The organism is Kaistia sp. 32K (genome assembly GCF_016629525.1).
Classification (GTDB): domain Bacteria; phylum Pseudomonadota; class Alphaproteobacteria; order Rhizobiales; family Kaistiaceae; genus Kaistia.
In genome coordinates this window covers 2,826,973-2,847,457 of record NZ_AP024269.1, presented here as the reverse complement: position 1 = coordinate 2,847,457, position 20,485 = coordinate 2,826,973, and the positions used below count along the sequence as shown (strand labels likewise).

The following is a 20,485-nucleotide window of genomic DNA, read 5'->3' as shown; positions in this document are numbered from 1 at the left end:
GGAGCCGTGGCTAGGAGGAAATGCTGGTAGACGAGAACCGTGGAATGGCGTCCAGCAAGGCTCGGCCGTAGGAGCTTTGCGGGTGTCGAAGAAACGACGCCACGTCGCCGGCTTCGACAACATCGCCATGCTGCATCAGAACGAACCGGGAGCACATCAGCTTCACGACTTCGATGTCGTGCGTGACAAACAGGAAGCTGAGCCCGAGAGCGCTGCGCAGTTCATCCAGCAGCTTGAGAATTCCGGCTTGCACGGAAACGTCGAGCGATGCTGTTGGCTCGTCCAACACCAGGAGGCGTGGCTGAGGTGCGAGGGCTCGTGCGATGCCAATCCTGGCTTTCTGGCCGCCGGAAAGCTGGTGGGGATATCGCTGCAGGACACTGCGCGGCAGGAACACCGCATCCGCCAATTCCTCAACCTGCCTGGATAAATCGTGCGGCTTGTCGAGCCTTCTCAATGGCTCGGCAATGGCGTCGAAGGCCGTCAGATGCGGGGTCAGTGCATCATCCGGGTCCTGAAAGACGTGCTGGATCAACCGACGCATGGGACTGCGGGAAAAACGGCCGGGCGCGATGTCACCAATGTCGATGCCATCAAAGGTGATCCGGCCGCTGCTCGGCTGAAGGAGACGCGAGACCATGCGCGCTACTGTCGTCTTTCCCGAACCGCTCTCTCCAATGAGCGCCAGGCTTTCGCCTCGCGCGATCTCGAACGTAGCGCTGCGGACGGCGGTAACCGGTGTTCGTCCCCACCCGCCGCCGTAATTTTTGCCAAGTCCCTCAACTTTCAGCATGACGGATGCCAGCAGCTGACGAAATGGTTTTTCGCGACCAGCTCCACGGGCGGGCGTTCCTCGCACTCGACCCCATAGTTCACGCAACGGCGACTGAAGCGGCATGCGGGTAGCGGCGCCGAGAGATCGGGCAATTGACCCGGTATGACAGCCAGGGAGGCCGGGCTGGCGTTGAACTGGGGTGCGCAGCCACGCAACGCGACCGTGTACGGATGCCGAGGCGCGGAAATAATGGCATCTGCCGGCGCGCTCTCCACAATCTGGCCAGCGTGCATGACGGCGATACGGCTGCAGCGCGCCGCCGCCAGCGCGAGGTTGTGGGTCACGAGCAGTGTCGCCATGCCTCGTTCGCGGGACAATTCCCCGATGACGTCGAGAACCGCTGCTTCCGTAAGCACATCCAGACCCGTCGTCGGCTCGTCGGCCACCAGCAGCTGCGGTTCGCGCCCAAGCGCTAGGGCGATGCCAATGCGCTGACATTGGCCGCCGGAGAGCTCGGAGGGATAGGCGGATGCTCTCGATTCCGGGATGCGAACGGTGCGGAGCAGTTCAGCCACACGTTCCGGTCCTGCCACATCTGAAATCTGGCGCCCCACCGTCAGGGTCGGATTGAGACTGCTCCGCGGCGACTGAAAGATCTGAGCGATCGGCAATCGGGGTCGACGATTTTCGCGCAAGGGGCTCATTGGTTCGCCCCGCCAGGCCATGGTGCCGCTCGTGATGCGGGCCGCCGGGTCAAGAAGGCCGCTGATCGCGTAAGACAGCACCGATTTTCCCGATCCACTCTCCCCAACCAGGCCAAGCGTCTCTCCAGGTTCGATTCTGAGGGAGACCCGATCGAGAACTTGTACGGTCCGTCGCCGATTCTCGAAAACGACGGTTAGTCCGTTGACCTCCAACATCAGCGACGTTCCCGGATATCGAGGCGATCCCGCAATCCGTCGCCAAGCAGGTTGAACGACAAGACGACCGCCACGAGGACGATGCCTGGCATGATCGATACCCACCATTGCCCACTGATAATGAGGCTGGCGCCATCCGCGACCATCAGGCCCCACTCCGGCGTCGGCGGCCGGATTCCTAGACCGATGAACGACAAGGCTGCGGCATTCAATATCGCCCACCCCATCGTCAGCGAGGCCTGAACGGCAAGACCGGGCAGAGCGCAGGGCACCAGATGAATCAGCAATATCCTCCATTGGCTATTGCCGGCCACCTGGGCGGCTTCGACGAAGCCGGCATGGCGGCGCTGCAGGATCTCGGCCCGCATCGCACGGGCGTAGAACGGCAGGTTCACGATCGCCGTCGCATAGATCACGTTCATGAACGAGTTCCCGAGAGCAGCGACGATGCCCATGGCCAGCAGAAACAGCGGAAAGGCGATGATGGTGTCGACGAGCCAGGTGCAGACCCGATCGAACCACCCCCCGAAGAATCCGCCGATGGCCCCGATTGCTCCTCCGAAGAGGAGCGCCAATGCCGCCGAGGCGACCCCGATAAACAGATCGATACGGGTGGCGACGAGGATCCGTGAGCAGATGTCGCGCCCGAGCTGATCCGTCCCGCAGGGGTGGGCCAGACTGGGCGGCATCAGTTGAAGCGCGCTGTTTGTCGCTATCGGATCATAGGGCGCGATGAATTCTCCCAGCACGGCAATTGCCAGGATCAGGACGCAGGCCGTCAGCGTTGCAGACGAAAGGGCAGGGCGCCAGCCTCGAGGCGCTATCGTACCAAGCACGCTCATCTCAATTCGCAATCCGGGTACGTACGTCGAGCGTGGCAGCCAGGATATCGAGCACGATGCTGACCGCGAGGTAGAGCGTCGCAATCGCCAGAATGAAGCCCTGGACGGCTGCATAGTCCGACGATGCGAGCGCATCGAGTGCGTAGGTGCCCACTCCAGGCCAACCAAATACCTTCTCGATCACCACATTGGCGCTGATCAGATACGAAAGGACGAACCCCGCAGTGGTCAGGACCGGCAGAAGGGCATTTCTCAGGGCATAGACGTAGATAATCGTCCGTCGTGGGAGATCATGCGATCGCGCGGCTCTCACGTAATCGCTCGACAGGACAGCGAGCATCGAGGCACGCGTGATGCGCGCCAGCGGGCCGACCGCCGTCAAGGCCAGGGCGATCGCTGGAAGCATCATGTGCGCGAGCGCGTCGCGAAAATTTCCCCAATCACCAACCAGGAGCGCATCAATCAGGAGAAAGCCAGTCCGCGTCGGTGGCTCGAAGGCCATAGGATCCAGCCGCCCGAGTGGCGCGGGCGCCCAGTCCAGCTGGTAGTAGAAAACGAACACCAGAATCAGCGCCGAAAAGAAGCCCGGCACGGACAAAACGATCGTCGATCCAACGCGAAACGCGTGGTCCAGAGCCCGGCCGCGATGCAACGCCACCTGCACACCAAGCGGTATCGCGACAATAACTGCGATCAGCAGCGCCGTGAGGGTCAACTCCAGAGTGTTGGGCAGCCGCGCCAGCAAATCCGCCGTCACCGGCTGGCCAGTCACAAGCGAACGGCCCAGATCCCCTCGGCTCAACTGCCCTATGTAGGCGAGAAACTGCTGCCAGAGCGGCAGGTCCAGCTGCAGGGTGCGTCGCAAATCGGCAATCGCCTCGGGGGTCGGAGCGGCGCCCGCAAAATAGACCGCCGGATCACCGGGCAGGACACGTGTCATCAGAAACGAGACGATCACAATGCCCGCCAATGTCGGCGCGCCAGCGATTACTCGGCGGATCGCCAGCCCTGGAATGCTACGCATGGTTCAGTCCTTGCGTAGGTTTCTCACATCGAGCTGGCGATGGAACATATACACGTTCCCGCTTACCGCCTGGCTCGTCACGACGTCCAGGGTCGGTTGGTACAGCGGCGCATAGGGTACATCGGTCGCAGCCAGCTTGATGAACTGCTTGACGAGTTCGGTATAGCGCGCGCCGTCCCGTTCGACGCGTGCCTGATCCAGGAGGCGGTCCATATCCGGGCTCTTGTAGCTCGCCAGGTTCCAGATCGTATTCTGGCTGTGCCAGAGCCAGCGGAAGAAGAAGTCAGGATCGTCGAACCACGCTCCGAAAAGGTCGAGGGCCAGCGGCCAGGCCTTCTGGTTTCTGCGGGCCGCGAAGTCCGCCAGCTTGTCGATGCGCACCTGGATGCCGAGCTTGGCGAGAGAGTCTTGGATCAGCAGAGCCGTCGCCTCATCCGCGGAAGCCGCCTGGGCATCAAAGGCCAGGCTGGTTTCGAAACCGCCGGCCAAGCCCGCCTCGGCAAGCAGGGCTTTCGATCTGTCCGGATCGTAGGTGTACGGGAATTTCTGGGGCCAGGATGCGTCCTGTGGCTCCGCCGCGCCGCCAAAAAGAGGCTGGGCCCGGCCGTGCACGGCCGTATCGATCAAGGACTGGTAAGGGATGGCGAAGGCGATCGCCTGCCTGACCCGCACGTCATCGAACGGCTTGATGATCGTAGAAATCGCCAGATACTTCAGGGTATTGGCCATCGGCGTGGAGGACACCCGAAGCTTGTTGTCCTTGAGCAAATCTGCTACGTCGCGCGGAGGCAGATCGGATACAACGTCGACGTCGCCCCGCTCCAGCAGCGCCCGGCGCGTTCCGGCTGCGCCGACATTCCGGAACAGAGCCCGCGCGATCTTGGGCGCCTCTCCGCCTTTCCATTCGTCGAAACGTGTCAGCGCTATCTGCTCGCTGGCTTTGAATGTATCGACCTTATAGGGGCCGCTGCCGGCGCCGTTGTTCTTTGTCCATTCAAGCGCCCACGGATCCGCCTCCGTGGCATGCTGTTGGCAGAGCTTGCTGTTGTAGATGTTGGGCACGACGATCGCGAGTGACGGAAGCGTCAACTTGTCCGCGCGCAAGAACGTCAGCTTGAATGTGTGGTCATCCACCACTTCGAACTGATTGACGTCCGTCAGAGAGGCCTGTTCCATCTGCCTCTGGGGAAATCCACCAACCTTGACCATCCGGTCGAACGACCATTTGACGTCATGCGCCGTCACCGGTGTTCCATCGTGGAAGACGGCATCGCGCCTAAGGTTGAACGTCACCGACGAATTATCGGGTGAAATCTCCCAGCTCTCTGCGAGCTGGGGCTCCAGCTTGAAGTAGTCGTAGGAAAGCCCGCCTTCCGGAAGCGACTTGACCCCGAACTTCAAAAGCCTGTCGTAGATCAGCCACGCTGCGCCATAGCTTGCCCGGTTTGCACCGACCGTGTGGGTGTCCAGGCTGTTCGGGGTCATCTCGGCCGCAACGAGCAATGTATCAGAGCGAGATTGAGCCCCCGCGGCGGTTCCGAGCAGTGGCAGGCCCATCGCTCCCATGGAGGCAGCGAGAACAAATTCGCGGCGGCTCAGCATAAAATGCCCCTCTCTTTAAACAACGGTCCCGCCCCCGTTGTTCGAACAGCGGCTGGCGGCGCTCCACAATCTCGTTGGGTGATCCGAAGCCGGCGCAGCGACAGTCACTTGCTGCCCTGCTGCCGAAATCTAGCCCCTGCTACCTGCCCCGAAGGTTGCATCAACCCGTCGGCAAGCTCGCCGATACAATCAGCGTCACCAGAATGGGTCAAGAGAACCAGATTTTGATGTCAGGTATAATTGAATATAAATATTCCAAGCATAAGCTAATTCGCGTAACATTTAGATTTATTCTATATTCTGTCCATTCTTGAGCATAACATTCTACAATGCGAGCTGTGAATCCATTGACAGACTATCGCCCTGTGCCGACATTGCGCCCCAATCTAGTCGGTTGCGCGGAACTATGTTTGAGAACAAGACGACATTTAGCCCACAAGTATTCGACCTTGGGCCGCATAGGTGGGCGATTTCTTCGCCCTCTGCAGAGACGCGGATGTGGTTCAATCTCGGATTGAACTGGTGTCACGGCTTTAACCGCGAAGAGGGCGTCCGGTGCTTTCGCGAGGCCCTGGAAACCGATCCTGAATGCGTCATGGCCCATTGGGGCATCGCCTATGGCTCAGGACCCTTCTACAATCTGACCTGGCGCGAATTGGGAGAGAAGGAGGCCATCGCCGTCACGCGGTTGGCCTTTGACAGTGTGCAGCGCGCGCGGCTGTACGCCCACAGCGCTTCCGAGTTGGAGAATGCGCTTGTCGAAGCGCTCGCGCGGCGATTCCAGCTGCCAAACCCTGTGCCGCTTGCCGAATTCGAGCGCTGGGAAGACGACTACACCGCGTCGATGCGGCGCCTCTATCATGCCAACCGCGATCACCACGACGTGGCAGCACTTTTTGCAGAGGCGCTGTTAACCCGGACGCCCCGCCGGCTTTGGGACCTCAAGTCCGGTCGGCCTGCAGCAGGCTCAGACGTTCTGGAGGCCATCGAGGTATGCGAACGCTCGATGGCGGCCAAGGACCATGCCGGGGCCACGCAGCATCCTGCAATCATCCATTTGCACATACATGCGCTTGAGATGTCTACCGAGCCCGGGCGCTCGATGGCGGCGGCACTTGCCTTGGAGGATCTTTGCCCTGAGGCCGGCCACATGAATCACATGCCCGGCCATGTCTTTGTGCTTTGTGGCGACTACGATCGCGCCCGGGTCGCCAGCAAGAAAGCAATTGCGGCAAACGACAAATTTCTCGCCTACGCCGGGAAGCACAATTACTACACCGTCGCTTGCGCGCACGATCTACATCTGATGATCCATGCATGCATGTTCTTGGGGCGCTATTCCGAGGCGATTGCAGCCGCCGATAAACTTCGTGGGATCATCACGAAAGACGTCCTGAGCGTGAAGGATCGACCCAAGCTCGCGATGACGCTCGAAGGGTATTACTCCGTTCGATCGCATGTCCTCGTACGGTTTGGCCGCTGGGAGGCGATCCTTGCGGAACCGGCTCCCGATGAGCCGGCTCTCTACCTGGTCTCGACCGCGATGCACCACTACGCGAGCACGATCGCGGCCGCTGCCTTGAAGGATTTTTCGCGTGCCGACGTCGAAAGACAGCTCTTTAGAGAGAGCCTGGCGCGTATTCCTGCCGAGCGCCGCTTCTTCAACAACATGGCCCACGACGTGCTCGCCGTCGGAGAGCAGATGCTTGAGGGCGAATTGGCCTATCACAGGGGCGACTACGCCGTTGCCTTCGACCACCTCCGCGAAAGCGTGCGGCTCGACGACAGTTTGAACTATATCGAACCTTGGGCGTGGATGCATCCGCCGCGGCACGCCTTGGCAGCCCTGCTCGCCGAGCAAGGGCATTTTGAAGAGGCCGAGCAGATCTACCGGGACGATCTCGGTCTGACCAATCAGATCCAGCGATGCGCCCAGCACCCCGACAACGTCTGGGCGCTCCACGGGCTTGTGGAATGCCTAAGGCTCAAGGACGAGCATGGCGAGTTGGCCCTCTATGAGCAAAAGCTCGCGAAAGCTCAGAGCCTTGCTGACACGCCCATCACGGCAGCCTGTCTTTGCCGGTCGACAACGACGCGGGCCACGGCTCCGGCTCCGAAGTTGCCGGCCGAAGTCACGGCTGCGTCGTGCTGCTGCGGCTCATGACCTGACGCGGCCACGTTCTCAGCCCCTGCGGCATCGGTAGCCGTTGAGCCCGTTAGAGAAGGCTGTCCTTGCCACGGTCATGCCGAGGCTGTACGCCAAATTCGGCCCGGTATGCCTTGGAAAAATGCGACTGACACGAGAATCCCGTCGCCATTCCGACTTCCAGCACGGAGAGCGTCGTTTGCATGAGCAAGCGGCGGGCGAACTTGAGCCGTATCTGACGCTGATATTCCTTGGGCGTCGTGTCGAGGTGAGCGCGGAACAGCTTCTCGAGCTGTCGGACGGAGACACCCTGAGATTCCGCGATGCTGGCGCAGCTCAGCGGGTTCTCGATGCTTTTCTCCATCAGTCCGACGGCGTTGAGAACCTTGCGGTTGGTTATGTTCAAGCGAAAGCGCAATGGCATGCGCTGCGAGTGTGAGCTGGGACGTATCCTGTCATGCATGAACTCTTCGGCGACATGCGAAGCGAGGGTTTCGCCATGGTCGCCGGCAATCAGGGCGAGCATGACGTCCAGCGTGCCGGTGCCGCCTGAGGATGTATGGCGATCCCGATCGATCTCGTAGATTTCGTCGGTCGCGTTCAAATGCGGAAACTCGTCCCGAAACTTCGGCAGGAGCTTCCAGTGGACGGTGCAGCGATAGTCATTGAGAAGTCCCGCCCGTGCCAGGATGAAGCTGCCGAGGCCGGCAGCGCCAATCCGCACGCCCGCTCGCGCCTGTCGTCTCATCCACGAGAGAACGCGCTCTTCGCGCAGAGTGGGGGGGACCCTTCCGCCCGCGAAGACGATGATGTTGTTGAGCGGCGGCGCCTCATCGTACTTGGCATGGGGGGCGACCTCGAGGCCGTTGGCCGCAGGAACGCTGCGGCCGTCCTCCGTGAGAAAGTACCATTCGTACAGGGTCAGGCCGGACAACCAGTTTGCAACGCGCAGGGCTTCGGTCGCCGCGGCAAACGGAATCAGCGAGAAGTTTGGAACCAGGAGAAATCCGAACCGCTGCGGCTCCACTTTCTCGCCGAACGCGGGAAGCAGCGGAGGAGTTGCACCGGTCTTAGCTTGCGGCATCACATGGTCTCCAACACTTCACCCTCTTGCCCAACCGGCGGCCCTCAATGCTTGATGCTGATCGTCGCGAGAAGCTTTTCCCTCGTCGTCGCACCCACAACGCGGCCGCTCGCGTCGGTGACAAGAATCGGAAGGGGGCTGTCCGCGAGCGGAAGCAATTGTCCCAGACGATCGGTATCGCGCGCAAACCTGGACCGGTCCACGGAGAGTTTGCGCGTCTCGCGCGTTGAGCAGTCTCGTTCAAGGATCGAAATCGATCCTGTCGGGTCCATGTCGATACTGAAGAGGCTGCTCTGATCTTCCGATTGGTTGAACCGTTCAATCGGCAGCATGATGTCCCTAGCCATCAGCATTCGTGCGCGATCGGCGTCACGAGTAAATTCGGCGACGAAGTCGTCAGCAGGCGTGAGGATCAGGTCGGACGGGCTCCCGCATTGGACGACCCGCCCATCCTTCATCATCGCGATACGGTCGCCAAGAAGCAGCGCTTCCTGAATGTCATGCGTGATGAACAGGATGGTCTTGTTCAGCTCCTTCTGCAGGCGCAGCAATTCGATCTGCATTTCCCGGCGAATGACGGGATCGAGCGCGCTGAATGCCTCGTCCATCAGCAGGATATCCGGGTTTACGGCGAGGCTTCTTGCCAATCCGACGCGCTGCTTCATGCCGCCGCTCAGATTGTGCGGAAAGCGGCTCTCCCAGCCGGCCAGGCCGACCTGGCCCAGCAATTCCTTGGCGATAGCATAGCGCTCGGACTTCTCGACCCCGCGCAATTTCAGGCCAAAGCAGACGTTGTCGATCACCGATTTGTGCGGCAGCAGGGCGAAGTGCTGAAAGACCATGGAGATCTTGGACAACCTGAGCTCTCGCAGCCTCTCCTCCGAGACGGAGGTCAAGTCCTCCGCCCCAAATCGAACCGTTCCGGAGGTGGGACGGATCAGCCGATTGATGCAGCGAAGCAAGGTGGACTTTCCGGAACCGGAAAGCCCCATGATCACGAAGATCTCGCCGCGATGCACATTCAGCGTCGCGTCGGCGACCGCGACGAAGGACTCGCACTCGTCCAGGATCTCCGCGCGTCCCTTGCCCTCCAGGGCAAGCTTGGCGGCGCGGGCTTCGTCGCCACCGTAGATTTTGCATAGATGCTCTATGGCAAGCAGGACTTCGCGCTGGCTGTTGCGGTCTGCTACGGAAGCGATCGCATTCATTGACCTTCTCCCACTTGGCTCAACCAGTGCCTTGCCAGGTCGGTGCGCCGGCATATCCAGACATGGGGATTGGACCGGGCGAGATCCAGAAACCGGGCTATGGCGCCGATGCGGCCGGGCCGCGAGCTCAGCCTGCAGTGCAGGGACACGGTCATCATCCGCGGCAACGCCTCGCCCTCGGCAACCAGCCATTCCATGGCATCGCGCAGATAGGCATAGAGCTGGTCGCCCGTTTCGATGCCCGAGCCCCGCGAAAAGCGGCTGTCATTGCAATCGAAGCTGTGCGGAACAACGAGATGCCGGTTGCCCGAGACCGTCACGGAATAGGGCAGGTCGTCATTGTAGTCGTCGCTGTCGAAGAGAAAGCCTCCGTGCTCGACGACCAGGCGCCTCGTATTGAGACTGGGGCGTCCGGTGTACCAGCCGGTCGGTTCGATACCGGTAATGGACCGGATCGTCTCAACCGTCTGCGCGATGTGACGGCGTTCCTCGTTTTCGTCCAGCTCTTCGTAGTCGATCCAACGCCATCCGTGACACACGATGTCGCTTCCCAGGGAAGCGATCACCTTGCCAACTTCAGGGTTCAGCTCAAGCGCCCGGCCGACAACGTAGAATGTCGGCGTGACCTGGCGTTCCGAGAAAAGCCGGGCAAGGCGCCAGATGCCGACGCGGGAGCCATATTCGTAGAGAGACTCCATGTTCCGGTCGCGACGGCCGGCGATAGGGGCAGAAGGCGAGACGTCGGAGAGGATCGTCTCCGACCGGCCGTCACCTTCGCCGATGCTGTATTCTGCGCCTTCCTCGTAGTTGATGACGAAGTTGAGCGCGACCCTCGCGTTGTTCGGCCATTGAACCTTTGGCGGATTCGGGCCGTAGCCGATCAAATCCCGATGTGGCTGATAGGTCATTCTTTGTCCTAGCAAGTCGATGAACGGGGAGGGGCGGGGGTCAGGCCGCCATCCATCCACCGTCGACCATCAGGTTGATGCCAGTGGTGTACGAAGAGAGATCGCTGGCGAGGTAGAGCGCGGCGTTTGCGATATCCTGCGGCTCGCCAAAGCGAGGCATCGGGGTCCGCATCTTGGAATAGGCCAGGGCATCCGGGTCCACGGCGACCCCAGGCTTTCCGGTCAGTATCTTCCCCGGTGCAATGGCATTGCAGATGATCAGATCTTTCGCGTAGTCGGCGGCGATCTGACGGGTCGCATAGACGCCGGCAGCCTTGGTCACGCCGTAGGCAAAATCCTTCGGCGCCGAGACCATCCCATGCTGGGACGTGATGTTGATGATGCGGCCTCGGACCTCATTCACGGGATCCTGGCGCAGCATCTGTTCGATCGCCTGCTTGCTGCAGTTGAAGAGCCCCGTGAGGTTCACCGAAACGACGTGCGACCATTCTTCGTCCGTCGTTTCCGTCAGCTTCTTGCTGACATAGGTCGCCGCGTTGTTGACCAGGATATCCAGCCGTCCGGTCAAGCCGGTCGCTGTCTCGATCAGGTTCCGGACCGATTCCGCGCTGGCGATGTCCGTGGCCACGAATTGCCCGTATCCGCCAGCCTTCGTGATCAGCGCGGCGGTCGTTTCGCCGCCCTCCTTGGGCGTTTCCGTGATGTCCGCGATGAACACGGAGGCGCCTGCCGCCGCATAGGCGACGGCGATCGCCCTGCCTATGCCCGATGAAGCTCCGGTAACGATGGCCGTCTTGCCCGAAAGGAAGCCGGCAGCGAGTGGACTTGAAGGGGAGGTGTTCATGGCGTCCCTCAGAGCACGCGAATGGCGTCGGAATCGTAGGTAAGGCGCAGGCCACCTTCCGGCGTGATCAACACGTTGTCCGTCATGCCCAGGAAGCTAATCCTCTCGGCCTTCTTCGCATCGTCGAAGACCAGGGAGGGATGGAACGACACGACCTCGCCCTCGAGCAACGGCTTGTCGTTGCCGGGGTAGCACATCCCTTCGATCGCATCGGCGCCGATTCCGTGCAGGCTGTAGTTCGATGGGCTGAGCCGGCATCCATATGCCGAAAGAAGCGGTTCAATCGAAGCGAAGACCTCTGCGCCGGTGACGCCGGGGCGCATGGCCTCGAGAGCCGTGGCCCATACCTGATCCAGCATCGCCCAGAATTCCACGATCTCGGCGGAAGGCGCGCCGAAGCAGTAGGACCGACGCAGTTCAAGCCAGTATCCGGAGGGACCCGGAGACTCGATCCAGAGCATGAAGGCATCGTCCCGCTCGATGCGCCGGTTGGATCCGTAGCTGACGGCGTTGAACGGGGTCGTCGCCATCGCGACCTTCACATCCCGGCAGCCATGCAGCTTGGCCAGCCGCGCCGCGGCGCCGGCAATGTCGGACTCCTGCACGCCGGGACGGATTTCAGCCTCCATGGCCTGGAAGATCTTCCGGAACACGGCCGAGATGTGCTGGAGGTTGGCCAGTTCCTCGGGGCTCTTGACGCGGCGGACGTGCTCGAACTCATCCGTGGCGTCCACAAACTCGATCGAGGCCGGCGCGGACTCGGTCATTTCCTTCATGTGGATCGCGGAAATCGCATCCGAGAGACCCACCACGCCCACCTTGCCCGAAAGAATATTCTCCTTGCCGAGGATCTCGCCGATTACATGACCGGGCTGGGCGCTGACATGAAACTGTTCGGCCCAATTGGTGCGGCGAGCCTGGCCCAGGCCGACAACCGGAGTGGTGATGAAGATGGGGGCGCCGCTATGCGTGATCACGACGAAGGAATCGGCCGTGAACTGGAAGACGTCGGACGTGTAGAGGACGCGGCCGCGGAAGCGCAGATCGCTCTTACCCGAGATCACGATGGCTTCCAGCGCGTTGCTCGTCATCATCGCGCGCAGCTCAGCAAGCCGCCGGCTCCGCTCTTCGTCGCTGGTCAGTCGGATCTGCGCACTTTTGCCCATGTCGTCCACGGCAGGAAATGTCGATCCGACAAAGCTCTTTGCAGTCATTCTAGTCTGGCCTCGGTTTATATGGCGCTGGGGCTGCAGGGGGCGATGTGCTCCCCCGCAGCGGGGAACTGATATCCGTCAGTCCTGCAGGCTTGGGATTGTCGCGAATTACTGAGTGGCGCGCGCCTGCTTCAGCCACGCGTCGAACTGCGCCCGGTTGTCCGCGACCCACTTCTCGGCATGGCCGATCACTTCCTTTTCGGACGACTGGCCCTGATGGATCAGCAGGTTCTCGGCATTGACGTCCGCGAGCGGAATGCGCACCGCGGAAAGGAAGGCATTCGCCGACGGATTGCGCTTCAGGAATTCGTTGTTGGCCAGGATCATGATGTCGTTGACCGGAAAGCCACTTGTCGACGTGCCGCAGGGCTCGTCTGCACTGCAATTGGCGGGATCGACCGTCAGCCAGACCGTCTGCTCGCCCGGCTTCATCTCGGCCGTCGTCCAATTGGGTGTCCAGGTATAGAAGAACACCGGCTTGCCGCTCTTGAAGCGGGCCAGGACGTCGGAGATCAGGACCGAGTACTCGCCCTGATTATGGTCGACGGTGTCCTTGAGGCCGATTTTGGCGATCTCGTTGTTGATGATCTTCTCGGAACCCCAGCCCGGGTTCGCGCCGGCGAGGTCGGCCTTGCCGTTTCCGTTCGTGTCGAAGAGTGCCGCGATGGCGGGATCCTTGAACTGCTCCAGGCTCTTGATGTTGTGGGCGTCGGCCGTCGCCTTGTCGATGAGGTAGCCCTGCGAGGCGCCCGCAATGGTCGGGCCCAGGCGCGTGGTCAGGTCCTTGACGGCGTCATAGAACGTCTGGTGCAGCGGAACCCATTCGTCGACCGCATAGTCGCAGTCGCCCATGGCGATGGATTGGTGGACCAGCGGGACCGAAAGCGTCTTCGGCATGTCGACCTTGTAGCCGAGCTCGCGCAGGCCGAGGATCGGGATCATCTGGTGGAAGAGGCCCTCGATAGACGTCGAGGTGCAGGTAACGACGGTTTTCCCACCGTTCGGTTCCTCGGCGTTGGCTGTGCCAATCAGCGCGGTCATTGCCGCGGCGCAGAAGATGGCAAGTTTTGTTGATTTGGTCTTGTTCGTATTCATGGTAATTACCCTCTGGTATATTGTTGTATTGTTGTTTTTTTAGTTGTTGGAGTGACGATTGACGAATGCCTGGCCAATGCGATCCGTGATGATCGCGATCAGGACGATTGCCAGACCTGCCGTTGCGGCGACCCCGACATCCAGGCGATTGATGCCCGAATACACGGCAAGCCCCAGTCCGCCAGCGCCGATCAGCGCGGCGATGACGACCATGCTCAGCGACAACATCAGCGACTGGTTGATGCCCGTCACGATCGTCGGCATCGCAAGCGGAACCTGAATTTCCCTGAGAAGCTGCATGCTTGTGCAGCCAAAGGCGCGACCCGCCTCAACCATTTCCTCGTCGACTTCCCTGAGGCCCAGGCTCGTCAGGCGGATCGTCGGGGGCAATGCGACGATAATCGTGGCGATGACGGCGGGCACATTGCCAATGCCGAAAAGCATGACGATCGGGACCAGGTAGACGAAGGTCGGCGTGGTCTGCATGGCATCCAGCACAGGTCGGATGAACTTTTCCAGCCGGCTGCTGCGCGATGCGAGGATGCCAATCGGGACGCCGATGACGACGCAGAAGATCACCGAGGTAAGCACCATGGCGACCGTCGTCATGGCCATGTCCCATAGTCCCAGGAAGCCGATGAGGAGGAAGCCCGCGATGCTCCAGACGGCCAGTCGGGTCCCGGATGCCCGCCATGCCAGCAGTCCGATTGCGACCACGGTTATCAGGGCGGGAACGCCTCGCAGGAACTGGTCAAGGAGTTCCAAAGAGTTCGAGACAGGCCATTTAATGGCCAGAAACACCGGCCGGAGGTGAATGACTGCCCACAGGATGGTGGTCTGGATCCACTCGTTTGCCGGGATTGTGAACCCGGCGAAAAGTTCGTTGAGCTTGTACATGGAACTAACCCTTTCGCGTCCGATGATGCGCCAGCCTCTCGGTTGCGTATGATCCCAACGCGAACAATATTTTGCTAAAAGCGAATGACGATGGAGAGGTCCGGACCTGGGCACGATCGGAAGTGCGAACAGCGCGTTGCGTGGATCCTGAGCCAGGAAAGGGGGCTCGGCGCGAGGCCTGAAGTGCCTGCTGCAGGTGTCGAAATGGCCGGGCTCCGCCAAGCGCCCGCCGCCGCGTTCGCAATCGAGTATGGACCCTGGCTCGCCACCAATGCGAAACGGCGGCGAGACTTTGCCTCACCGCCGTTCTCGTCATTTTGCCCGAGGCATCCCGATGCGCCTGCGGGTCCGAAGCGTGGCGCGGGTTCTACGTTGAAGCGCCGGGCCCGAGAACCTGCCCCCTGAAGCCGGGCGCGTATTCACCGTTCTGAACGGCGAGCTGGCCGCGCAGATACACCTGCTCGAGCGCCATCTGGACTTCCATCCCGTCGAACAAGGTGTACCCGGCCTTGCTGATCTGGTCGGCATTCCGAATGCGTGTCGAACGCCCCGGGTCGACGACGAGGATATCGGCGTCATGGCCTTTTGCCACCGTGCCCTTGCGGCCGCCGAGGCCGAAGCGCTTCGCTGGACGTTCCGCCGAGACCTGCACCACGTCGCTCAGGGAAAGCACACCGTCCTCGACCAACTTGAGCATGGCGGGCAGAAGCGTCTGGACCCCCGGCATGCCGCCGGGTATGGCAGCGAACGTCTCATACGCGGCTTCCTTCTCGGAAATCGTGTGCGGCGCGTGGTCGGTGGCGACGATGTCGATCACGCCGTCCTTGGCCGCGGCCCGGAGCGCGGCGACGTCCTCCGCGGTTCGGAACGGCGGCGATCCCTTGGCCAAGGCTCCCTTGGTTTCGTAGATGTGCTGATCGAAGAGCAGGCATTGAACCGTGGTTTCGACGGAAACGTCGCAGAGATCCCTGAGCCTGCGGATGACTTCGACGCCGAGTCGCGAATTGACCTGCCGGATGTGGATGGCGCAGCCGGTGGCGATGGCGGCCGTCATGGCCCGGGCGATGCCCATGGCCTCGGCGGTCGGGGGGCGCGATCGGCAGAAATCCTCAAATCCGATCCGCTGCGACAGCGGGAGCTGGCTCCAGCTGTCGAGGAGCGACTGGTCTCCCGGGCTGATGCCGGCGACGGCATGGACCTTCGCAACCCGCTCCAGGGCGCGTTGAACCTTCGCCAGATCATCATGCAGAAACGGATCCGGCACATCCGCGGTGAACACTTCGAAGGAGACAGCGCCGCGGTCGCGCATCGGCCTTAGCGACTGTGCATCATGCCGGACGGCGACCTGCAGGCCGATGTCGCATCGCAGGCGCCGGCTGGCCAGCGCCACCTTGTCGGCGAAATCCTCCTCGCTCGCGGTATAGGGTTCGTCCGTGGGCATGATGAGAGCCGTGGTCACGCCACCGACGATCGCCGCCGTGCTTCCGCTGACGAAGTCCTCCTTCTCGGTCATTCCCGGATCGCGAAAGTGAACATGGGCGTCGACCAGGCCGGGCAGCAGAAGCTTGCCCCGACAGTCGATCTCCTTGGCCCCTTCGAACCCGCCCTCCTGGACAAGGTCCAGGATCTTGTCGCCCTCGACCAGCACGTCCGCCCGGACCGGGCCCGCGCTCGTGATCACCGTCCCGTTGCGAAAGGCCTTGCGAGGCGTGTTTTCATCGAACATCAGAGCGACACGACGGGTTTGTGGCATTCGATCCAATGGCGGGCGATATCGATCCGGCGGGGAACCCAGACGCCCTCCTTCTCGGCGATATAGGCCATGAAGCGCTCCAGCGAGCGGATACGCCCGGGCCGACCGATGATCCGGCTGTGCAGCGCGACCGACATCATCTTCGGCGCGACCGCCCCCTCTTCATACAGGCAATCGAAGCTGTCCTTCAGATAGGTGAAGAACTGCTCGCCCTCGCTGAAGGTCCCGATCGCGGTCTGGAACTTCATGTCCGACGTGTCGGACGTGTAGGGCACCACGAGATGCGGGCGACCATAGTCGTGGTTCCAGTACGGCAGATCGTCAGCATAGGAATCGGCATCATAGAGAAAGCCTTCCTCGATGCTGAGACGCCGCGAATTCGGGCTGAGGCGCCCCGCATAGAACCCGAGCGGACGCTCGCCAAGCACCTCCTCATGGGCCGCGATCGCCCGACGGATGTGATCGCGCTCCACGGCCTCGGGCACGTCCTGGTAGCTGATCCAGCGCCATCCGTGCGTGGCGATCTCATGCCCGGCGTCGCGCATCGCGCGGATGGTATCCGGCGTTCTCAGGACGGCCATGCCGACCGCGAAGCAGGTGAACGGCATGCGATATTTGTCGAACAGGCGCAGGATGCGCCAGACCCCGGCCCGAGCACCATATTCGTAGAAGGACTCGACGATGAAGTTGCGCCTGCCGTCCAGCGGCAGGGCGGCCGTCTCGGACAGGTGCGATTCCGAATGGGAGTCGCCGTGCAGAATGCAGTGCTCGCCGCCTTCTTCCACGTTCAGCACGAACTGAACGGCAATTCGCGCTCCGCCCGGCCAGGCGGCATGGGGCGGTTGGTCTGCGTACCCGATGAGGTCACGGGGATAGGGCTGGGCTGACACTGGCTTTCCTCGCAAGGATCGTTGGGCGGAATGGGATGGCGGCGCTGGCCCGGTTCAGGACCGGGCAGGCGAGGTCGCCGGGCAGCGGTTGACCGGATCGTGGGCGACCCAATCCCGATATCGCTCCAGCTGCTCTTTCAGGGGACGCGGCTGCCAGCCGAGATCTCGCATGCGGCTGACGTCGTAGGCGTTGTAGCGACCTCGGGTCAGCGACGGATCGGCCGTGACGTCGGCCTCGGCCGTCGTGGTCTCAACGTAGGAGAACCGGGGCTCCACCGAGCGAAAGGCCTCCAGCAGGTCCCGGATCGAGAGGTGCTGCCCGGAGGCGATATTGTAGACATCATGGGGAAGGCCGGGCTGAAGCAGGAGCCTGGTGAAGGCGAGGGCGATTTCCTCGGCGCTGATGATGTCCATCTTCGCGTCCAGCGCTGATGACGAGACCTTGAGTGTTCTTCCTTCCAGGACCGCTCGCATCATGCCGTAGGGTAGCGAAAGGGTCGTGCGCGCGCCCGTCGCCCGTTCCATCGGCCCGAAGACATCGGCGAAGCGGACGCGTAGCGTCTCGAAGCCGAACAGCTTTCCGTATCGTCTGACGAGGAGCTCGCTAGTATATTTGGAGACGGCATAGAGCTCCGGCGGGTCGAACGGGCCTTCTTCGCCCTGCGGCCCGGCAGGCGAGCGCTCGGAGGGCTCGCCATACACGCCGCCTGTGCTGACGTAGACGAACCGGCGCAGTCCGCTGTCGGCTTTGACGGCTTCCAGCAGCGAGACGGTCCCGTTGATGTTGACGTCGATGAAGACGCTCGGGTCGTCCCGCTCCAGTTGGGCCTGATGCGTGATCGCCGCCGCGTGGATGACCTCCTGCGGCCGATAGGTTTGGACCACATCGCGCATCAGCGCCTTGTCGCGGATATCGCCAAAGACATGCTCGACGCGATCCGCGTACGGCCGGAGGTGCTCCTGCGCCAGGTCGTCGCCCTTGTATTTGTCAAAGACGATGACCCGGGCTTCCGGTGCCGCGCTGAGATACTCCTTCGCGACATTGCTCACGATGAAGCCCGCGGCGCCGGTGATCAGAACGGTATTTGTCATGGTGTTGGACGCGGCCGGCATCGACTAGATCCTTGCCTCTCGTTCCGCTCTCTCGTGCCATCCGGTCATGCGATTGGCGGTGAAACAGTCGATGGCAGATGCGAGCAGCGCCTGCCGTCGCTCCGAGCCGGTGTCTCCGGCCAGACGGAGGGCAATCGCCTCGTCGAAGTCGACGATACCGCGTTGCGGTGCCTGGTCCTCGTTGAGGCCCTGTCGTGCCTTCGAGAAGTATTCAGTCGCAAGCTCGGGTTTCCCCAGGAGGGCTGCCATCCGGGCGGCGCTGAGTTCGAGCGACGTATTGGTCCAGTCACCGACGCCATCGGCGAGCAGAGCCTCGGTGAATGCGAGGAACGCCGAAGCGTACTTCACGTCGAGCATGTCCCAGATGGCGTGAGTGGCTCGGCCGACCGCGCCGTTGAACGCCCAGTCGCGCGGCTGGAGCAGCGGGAGGATGGCCATCAGCTCGTCTAGATACACGCGAGCATCGTCGAAGCGACCGAGCCGCGCATAGGCCTGCGCGGTCATCGCGGCTTCCACGATATGCACGGGGCTGCCGGCGCCTTCATGCATGGCGACGGCCATGGCCCAATGTTCCGCGACCGCGAGCCAATCGCCCTCGCGATACCATGCGAAGTTCGATTCCATTGAAATCTCGGGGTAGAGATCGCCGCCGCTCTTGGTGCCGGCATGCTCGTAGATCAGGTATTCCGGCCCCAGGCGCCACACCGTCTCCCGCGCCTTGACGCGCGTCTCGTCGGCACGATCCAGTTCGCCATTGGCAAGAAGCGCCATGGAGAGGCGCACCAGCGACTTGGCCTGCTCCTCGATCCAGCCCGTCTGCCTGTGCATGCGGGCCTGTTCCTCGAGCAGCTCGCAGGCGCGCGCAAAGCCTCCATACCGGTACATCAGCGTTTCCGCCGCGACCGACAGAGCCCTGGAGCGTCCGGAAAGGCTTTGCCAACCCTCGGATGCCGTCAGCATGGCGTCCAGATCTGCCTTGGACCACCAATCGTAGACATAGAGGGTGCGCGCGAAATCCTCCTCCGTTCCAAGCTCTCTGGCGATGCGCGTGGCCTTCTGGTTCGCGCCGAGCCAGCGCCCTTGGGTCACGCGTCCGCTGGCAATGCTGGCGATCTCAGGAGCTTCGAGCAGCTCGCCCCTTGCCCAGGCAATCCCGTCGCTCGATCCCGCAAGCCGCTCGAGGAGCGGGGAAAGCTGCGTCCGGCTCAGCCCTGCATCACAGAAGGCTAGGGCGATTTCGGAAAGCGGACCGGGATCCAATCGTCCGGTCTTGTCGTGCTCGAGCCACAAGGCGAGGTAGCGTTCGGCGTCTTCGCTGCGGTTGTTTTCCGCGTGGCTCTTGATCAGCTCGATCAGGATGTCCCATTGCTGGTCCGCGTCCGCGGCGAGTTCCAGACATCTGCTCAGATACCTGGCCACGAATTCCGCGGCGCCGATGCTCTTTGCCCATGTCGCGGCATCGGCCCACTGGCCGGCCGAAGCCGTGTCGGACGAGGCATCCGAGGCGACGGGGAGCGCCTCGACAGTCGGCAGCGTCAGCTTGAACGGACTCGTTTCAGCCTGCTCCCCGCCGGGGCTGGCGACTGCGTTGACGGAGGCCCGGGGGAACGAGCCCTTGATGCGGGCCAGCGAGGCCTCGTCTCCGGCATCGACCGTCGCCGCCACGAATACCCGCATGTCTGCGAGGAACGGGGAGAGGAAACTCAGGAGCTGAAGCGACGCTTCATCGCTCAGGTCCAGCCGGTGAAACAGGATGGCCAGCGGCCTGGCTTTGGAGGCATGGTCAAGGAGCTGGCGGACGGCGTCGAAGGTCCGGTAGCGCGCATGATGGGCGTTGAGCAGGGGCAGGCTCAAGTCCCGGCCGTTCACGAAATTGCCGAGCACGCGACGTTCGGTGTCGCCGAGACCGGCCACGTCGGCCGACAAGCCGCCGACCAAGGCCCGCCAAGGCCCAAACGGCTCGCCCGGGAAACCTTCAACGACGAAATAGCGCAGCTGCCCGCCCTCTATGGAGCTTGCGAACACTCGATCGAAGGTCGTTTCGCCAGATTGCCTGGTGTCGATGAGCAGCAGCCCGTTTTGGCCATGATGGAGCGGATTCCGGAAAAACGTCGGAAAGTCAGGACCGAGAAACGAGATATCGTTGTCCAAGCATCGGCTGCACATGCGC

Annotated in this window: 17 protein-coding genes; 1 reads left to right on the top strand and 16 read right to left on the bottom strand. The window is 62.1% G+C overall.

Annotation, left to right across the window (positions count from 1 at the left end):
* Positions 1-10: 10 nt before the first annotated feature.
* Genes K32_RS13060 through K32_RS13040 form a run of 5 tightly spaced genes read right to left on the bottom strand, consistent with a single transcriptional unit; the run spans position 11 to position 5,163 of the window.
* Entirely contained in the window at positions 11-793 is a 783-nt protein-coding gene (locus K32_RS13060; protein WP_201399961.1) for an ABC transporter ATP-binding protein, read from the bottom strand.
* Complete coding sequence (locus tag K32_RS13055) at positions 787-1,695, bottom strand: ABC transporter ATP-binding protein (protein WP_201399960.1); 909 nt, start codon at positions 1,693-1,695, stop codon at positions 787-789. Before K32_RS13055 ends, K32_RS13060 begins: the two co-directional genes overlap by 7 nt.
* The gene (locus tag K32_RS13050) at positions 1,695-2,537 is read right to left on the bottom strand and encodes an ABC transporter permease (protein WP_201399959.1); all 843 of its coding nucleotides are present in this window, start codon (positions 2,535-2,537) and stop codon (positions 1,695-1,697) included. Before K32_RS13050 ends, K32_RS13055 begins: the two co-directional genes overlap by 1 nt.
* Position 2,538: 1 nt before the next feature.
* On the bottom strand, positions 2,539-3,561 hold the full coding sequence (locus K32_RS13045; RefSeq protein ID WP_201399958.1) for an ABC transporter permease: 1,023 nt from the start codon (positions 3,559-3,561) through the stop codon (positions 2,539-2,541).
* 3 nt (positions 3,562-3,564) lie between these two features.
* A complete protein-coding gene (locus K32_RS13040; protein WP_201399957.1) occupies positions 3,565-5,163 on the bottom strand; it encodes an ABC transporter substrate-binding protein in 1,599 nt (532 codons plus the stop codon).
* Positions 5,164-5,659: 496 nt separating this feature from the next.
* Here K32_RS13040 and K32_RS13035 point away from each other — a divergent pair, with 496 nt between their 5' ends.
* Positions 5,660-7,327, top strand: coding sequence for a M48 family metallopeptidase (locus K32_RS13035; protein ID WP_244669485.1), 1,668 nt, complete (start codon positions 5,660-5,662; stop codon positions 7,325-7,327).
* 52 nt (positions 7,328-7,379) lie between these two features.
* On the opposite strand, the gene K32_RS13030 is transcribed toward K32_RS13035, so the two are convergent.
* The 11 genes from K32_RS13030 to K32_RS12980 all read right to left on the bottom strand — a co-directional run bounded on the left by K32_RS13030 (position 7,380) and on the right by K32_RS12980 (position 20,466).
* Positions 7,380-8,393, bottom strand: a complete 1,014-nt coding sequence (locus tag K32_RS13030) for a GlxA family transcriptional regulator (protein WP_201399956.1) — start codon at positions 8,391-8,393, stop codon at positions 7,380-7,382.
* Between the two features lie 44 nt (positions 8,394-8,437).
* A complete protein-coding gene (locus tag K32_RS13025) occupies positions 8,438-9,601 on the bottom strand; it encodes a glycine betaine/L-proline ABC transporter ATP-binding protein (protein WP_201399955.1) in 1,164 nt (387 codons plus the stop codon).
* Positions 9,598-10,509 carry an allantoinase PuuE gene (locus K32_RS13020; RefSeq protein WP_201399954.1) on the bottom strand — a complete coding sequence of 304 codons (912 nt, stop codon included), beginning with the start codon at positions 10,507-10,509 and terminating at the stop codon, positions 9,598-9,600. The genes K32_RS13025 and K32_RS13020 overlap by 4 nt, the downstream gene beginning before the upstream one ends.
* A gap of 40 nt (positions 10,510-10,549) precedes the next feature.
* A complete protein-coding gene (locus tag K32_RS13015; RefSeq protein WP_201399953.1) occupies positions 10,550-11,353 on the bottom strand; it encodes an SDR family NAD(P)-dependent oxidoreductase in 804 nt (267 codons plus the stop codon).
* A gap of 8 nt (positions 11,354-11,361) precedes the next feature.
* On the bottom strand, positions 11,362-12,567 hold the full coding sequence (locus tag K32_RS13010) for a M24 family metallopeptidase (protein ID WP_201399952.1): 1,206 nt from the start codon (positions 12,565-12,567) through the stop codon (positions 11,362-11,364).
* 108 nt (positions 12,568-12,675) lie between these two features.
* A complete protein-coding gene (gene proX / locus K32_RS13005; protein WP_201399951.1) occupies positions 12,676-13,662 on the bottom strand; it encodes a glycine betaine/L-proline ABC transporter substrate-binding protein ProX in 987 nt (328 codons plus the stop codon).
* 39 nt (positions 13,663-13,701) lie between these two features.
* Complete coding sequence (locus K32_RS13000) at positions 13,702-14,559, bottom strand: proline/glycine betaine ABC transporter permease (RefSeq protein WP_201399950.1); 858 nt, start codon at positions 14,557-14,559, stop codon at positions 13,702-13,704.
* Between the two features lie 367 nt (positions 14,560-14,926).
* Positions 14,927-16,285 (bottom strand): dihydroorotase family protein, encoded by a 1,359-nt coding sequence (locus tag K32_RS12995; protein ID WP_201399949.1) that lies wholly within the window; start codon positions 16,283-16,285, stop codon positions 14,927-14,929.
* Positions 16,285-17,202 (bottom strand): allantoinase PuuE, encoded by a 918-nt coding sequence (puuE, locus tag K32_RS12990; RefSeq protein ID WP_201399948.1) that lies wholly within the window; start codon positions 17,200-17,202, stop codon positions 16,285-16,287. The genes K32_RS12995 and puuE overlap by 1 nt, the downstream gene beginning before the upstream one ends.
* 54 nt (positions 17,203-17,256) lie before the next feature.
* Positions 17,257-18,315 (bottom strand): NAD(P)-dependent oxidoreductase, encoded by a 1,059-nt coding sequence (locus K32_RS12985; RefSeq protein ID WP_201399947.1) that lies wholly within the window; start codon positions 18,313-18,315, stop codon positions 17,257-17,259.
* Positions 18,316-18,318: 3 nt separating this feature from the next.
* On the bottom strand, positions 18,319-20,466 hold the full coding sequence (locus tag K32_RS12980; protein ID WP_201399946.1) for an ATP-binding protein: 2,148 nt from the start codon (positions 20,464-20,466) through the stop codon (positions 18,319-18,321).
* Between the last annotated feature and the right edge of the window lie 19 nt (positions 20,467-20,485).

Coding starts and splice junctions, on each gene's coding strand:
- K32_RS12995 (WP_201399949.1), bottom strand. CDS start 16,285: ATGTTCGATGAAAACACGCCTCGCAAGGCCTTTCGCAACGGGACGGTG.
- K32_RS13015 (WP_201399953.1), bottom strand. CDS start 11,353: ATGAACACCTCCCCTTCAAGTCCACTCGCTGCCGGCTTCCTTTCGGGC.
- proX (WP_201399951.1), bottom strand. CDS start 13,662: ATGAATACGAACAAGACCAAATCAACAAAACTTGCCATCTTCTGCGCC.
- K32_RS13055 (WP_201399960.1), bottom strand. CDS start 1,695: ATGTTGGAGGTCAACGGACTAACCGTCGTTTTCGAGAATCGGCGACGG.
- K32_RS13035 (WP_244669485.1), top strand. CDS start 5,660: ATGTGGTTCAATCTCGGATTGAACTGGTGTCACGGCTTTAACCGCGAA.
- K32_RS13020 (WP_201399954.1), bottom strand. CDS start 10,509: ATGACCTATCAGCCACATCGGGATTTGATCGGCTACGGCCCGAATCCG.
- K32_RS13060 (WP_201399961.1), bottom strand. CDS start 793: ATGCTGAAAGTTGAGGGACTTGGCAAAAATTACGGCGGCGGGTGGGGA.
- K32_RS12985 (WP_201399947.1), bottom strand. CDS start 18,315: ATGCCGGCCGCGTCCAACACCATGACAAATACCGTTCTGATCACCGGC.
- K32_RS13050 (WP_201399959.1), bottom strand. CDS start 2,537: ATGAGCGTGCTTGGTACGATAGCGCCTCGAGGCTGGCGCCCTGCCCTT.
- K32_RS13045 (WP_201399958.1), bottom strand. CDS start 3,561: ATGCGTAGCATTCCAGGGCTGGCGATCCGCCGAGTAATCGCTGGCGCG.
- K32_RS13030 (WP_201399956.1), bottom strand. CDS start 8,393: ATGCCGCAAGCTAAGACCGGTGCAACTCCTCCGCTGCTTCCCGCGTTC.
- K32_RS13000 (WP_201399950.1), bottom strand. CDS start 14,559: ATGTACAAGCTCAACGAACTTTTCGCCGGGTTCACAATCCCGGCAAAC.
- K32_RS13040 (WP_201399957.1), bottom strand. CDS start 5,163: ATGCTGAGCCGCCGCGAATTTGTTCTCGCTGCCTCCATGGGAGCGATG.
- K32_RS13025 (WP_201399955.1), bottom strand. CDS start 9,601: ATGAATGCGATCGCTTCCGTAGCAGACCGCAACAGCCAGCGCGAAGTC.
- K32_RS13010 (WP_201399952.1), bottom strand. CDS start 12,567: ATGACTGCAAAGAGCTTTGTCGGATCGACATTTCCTGCCGTGGACGAC.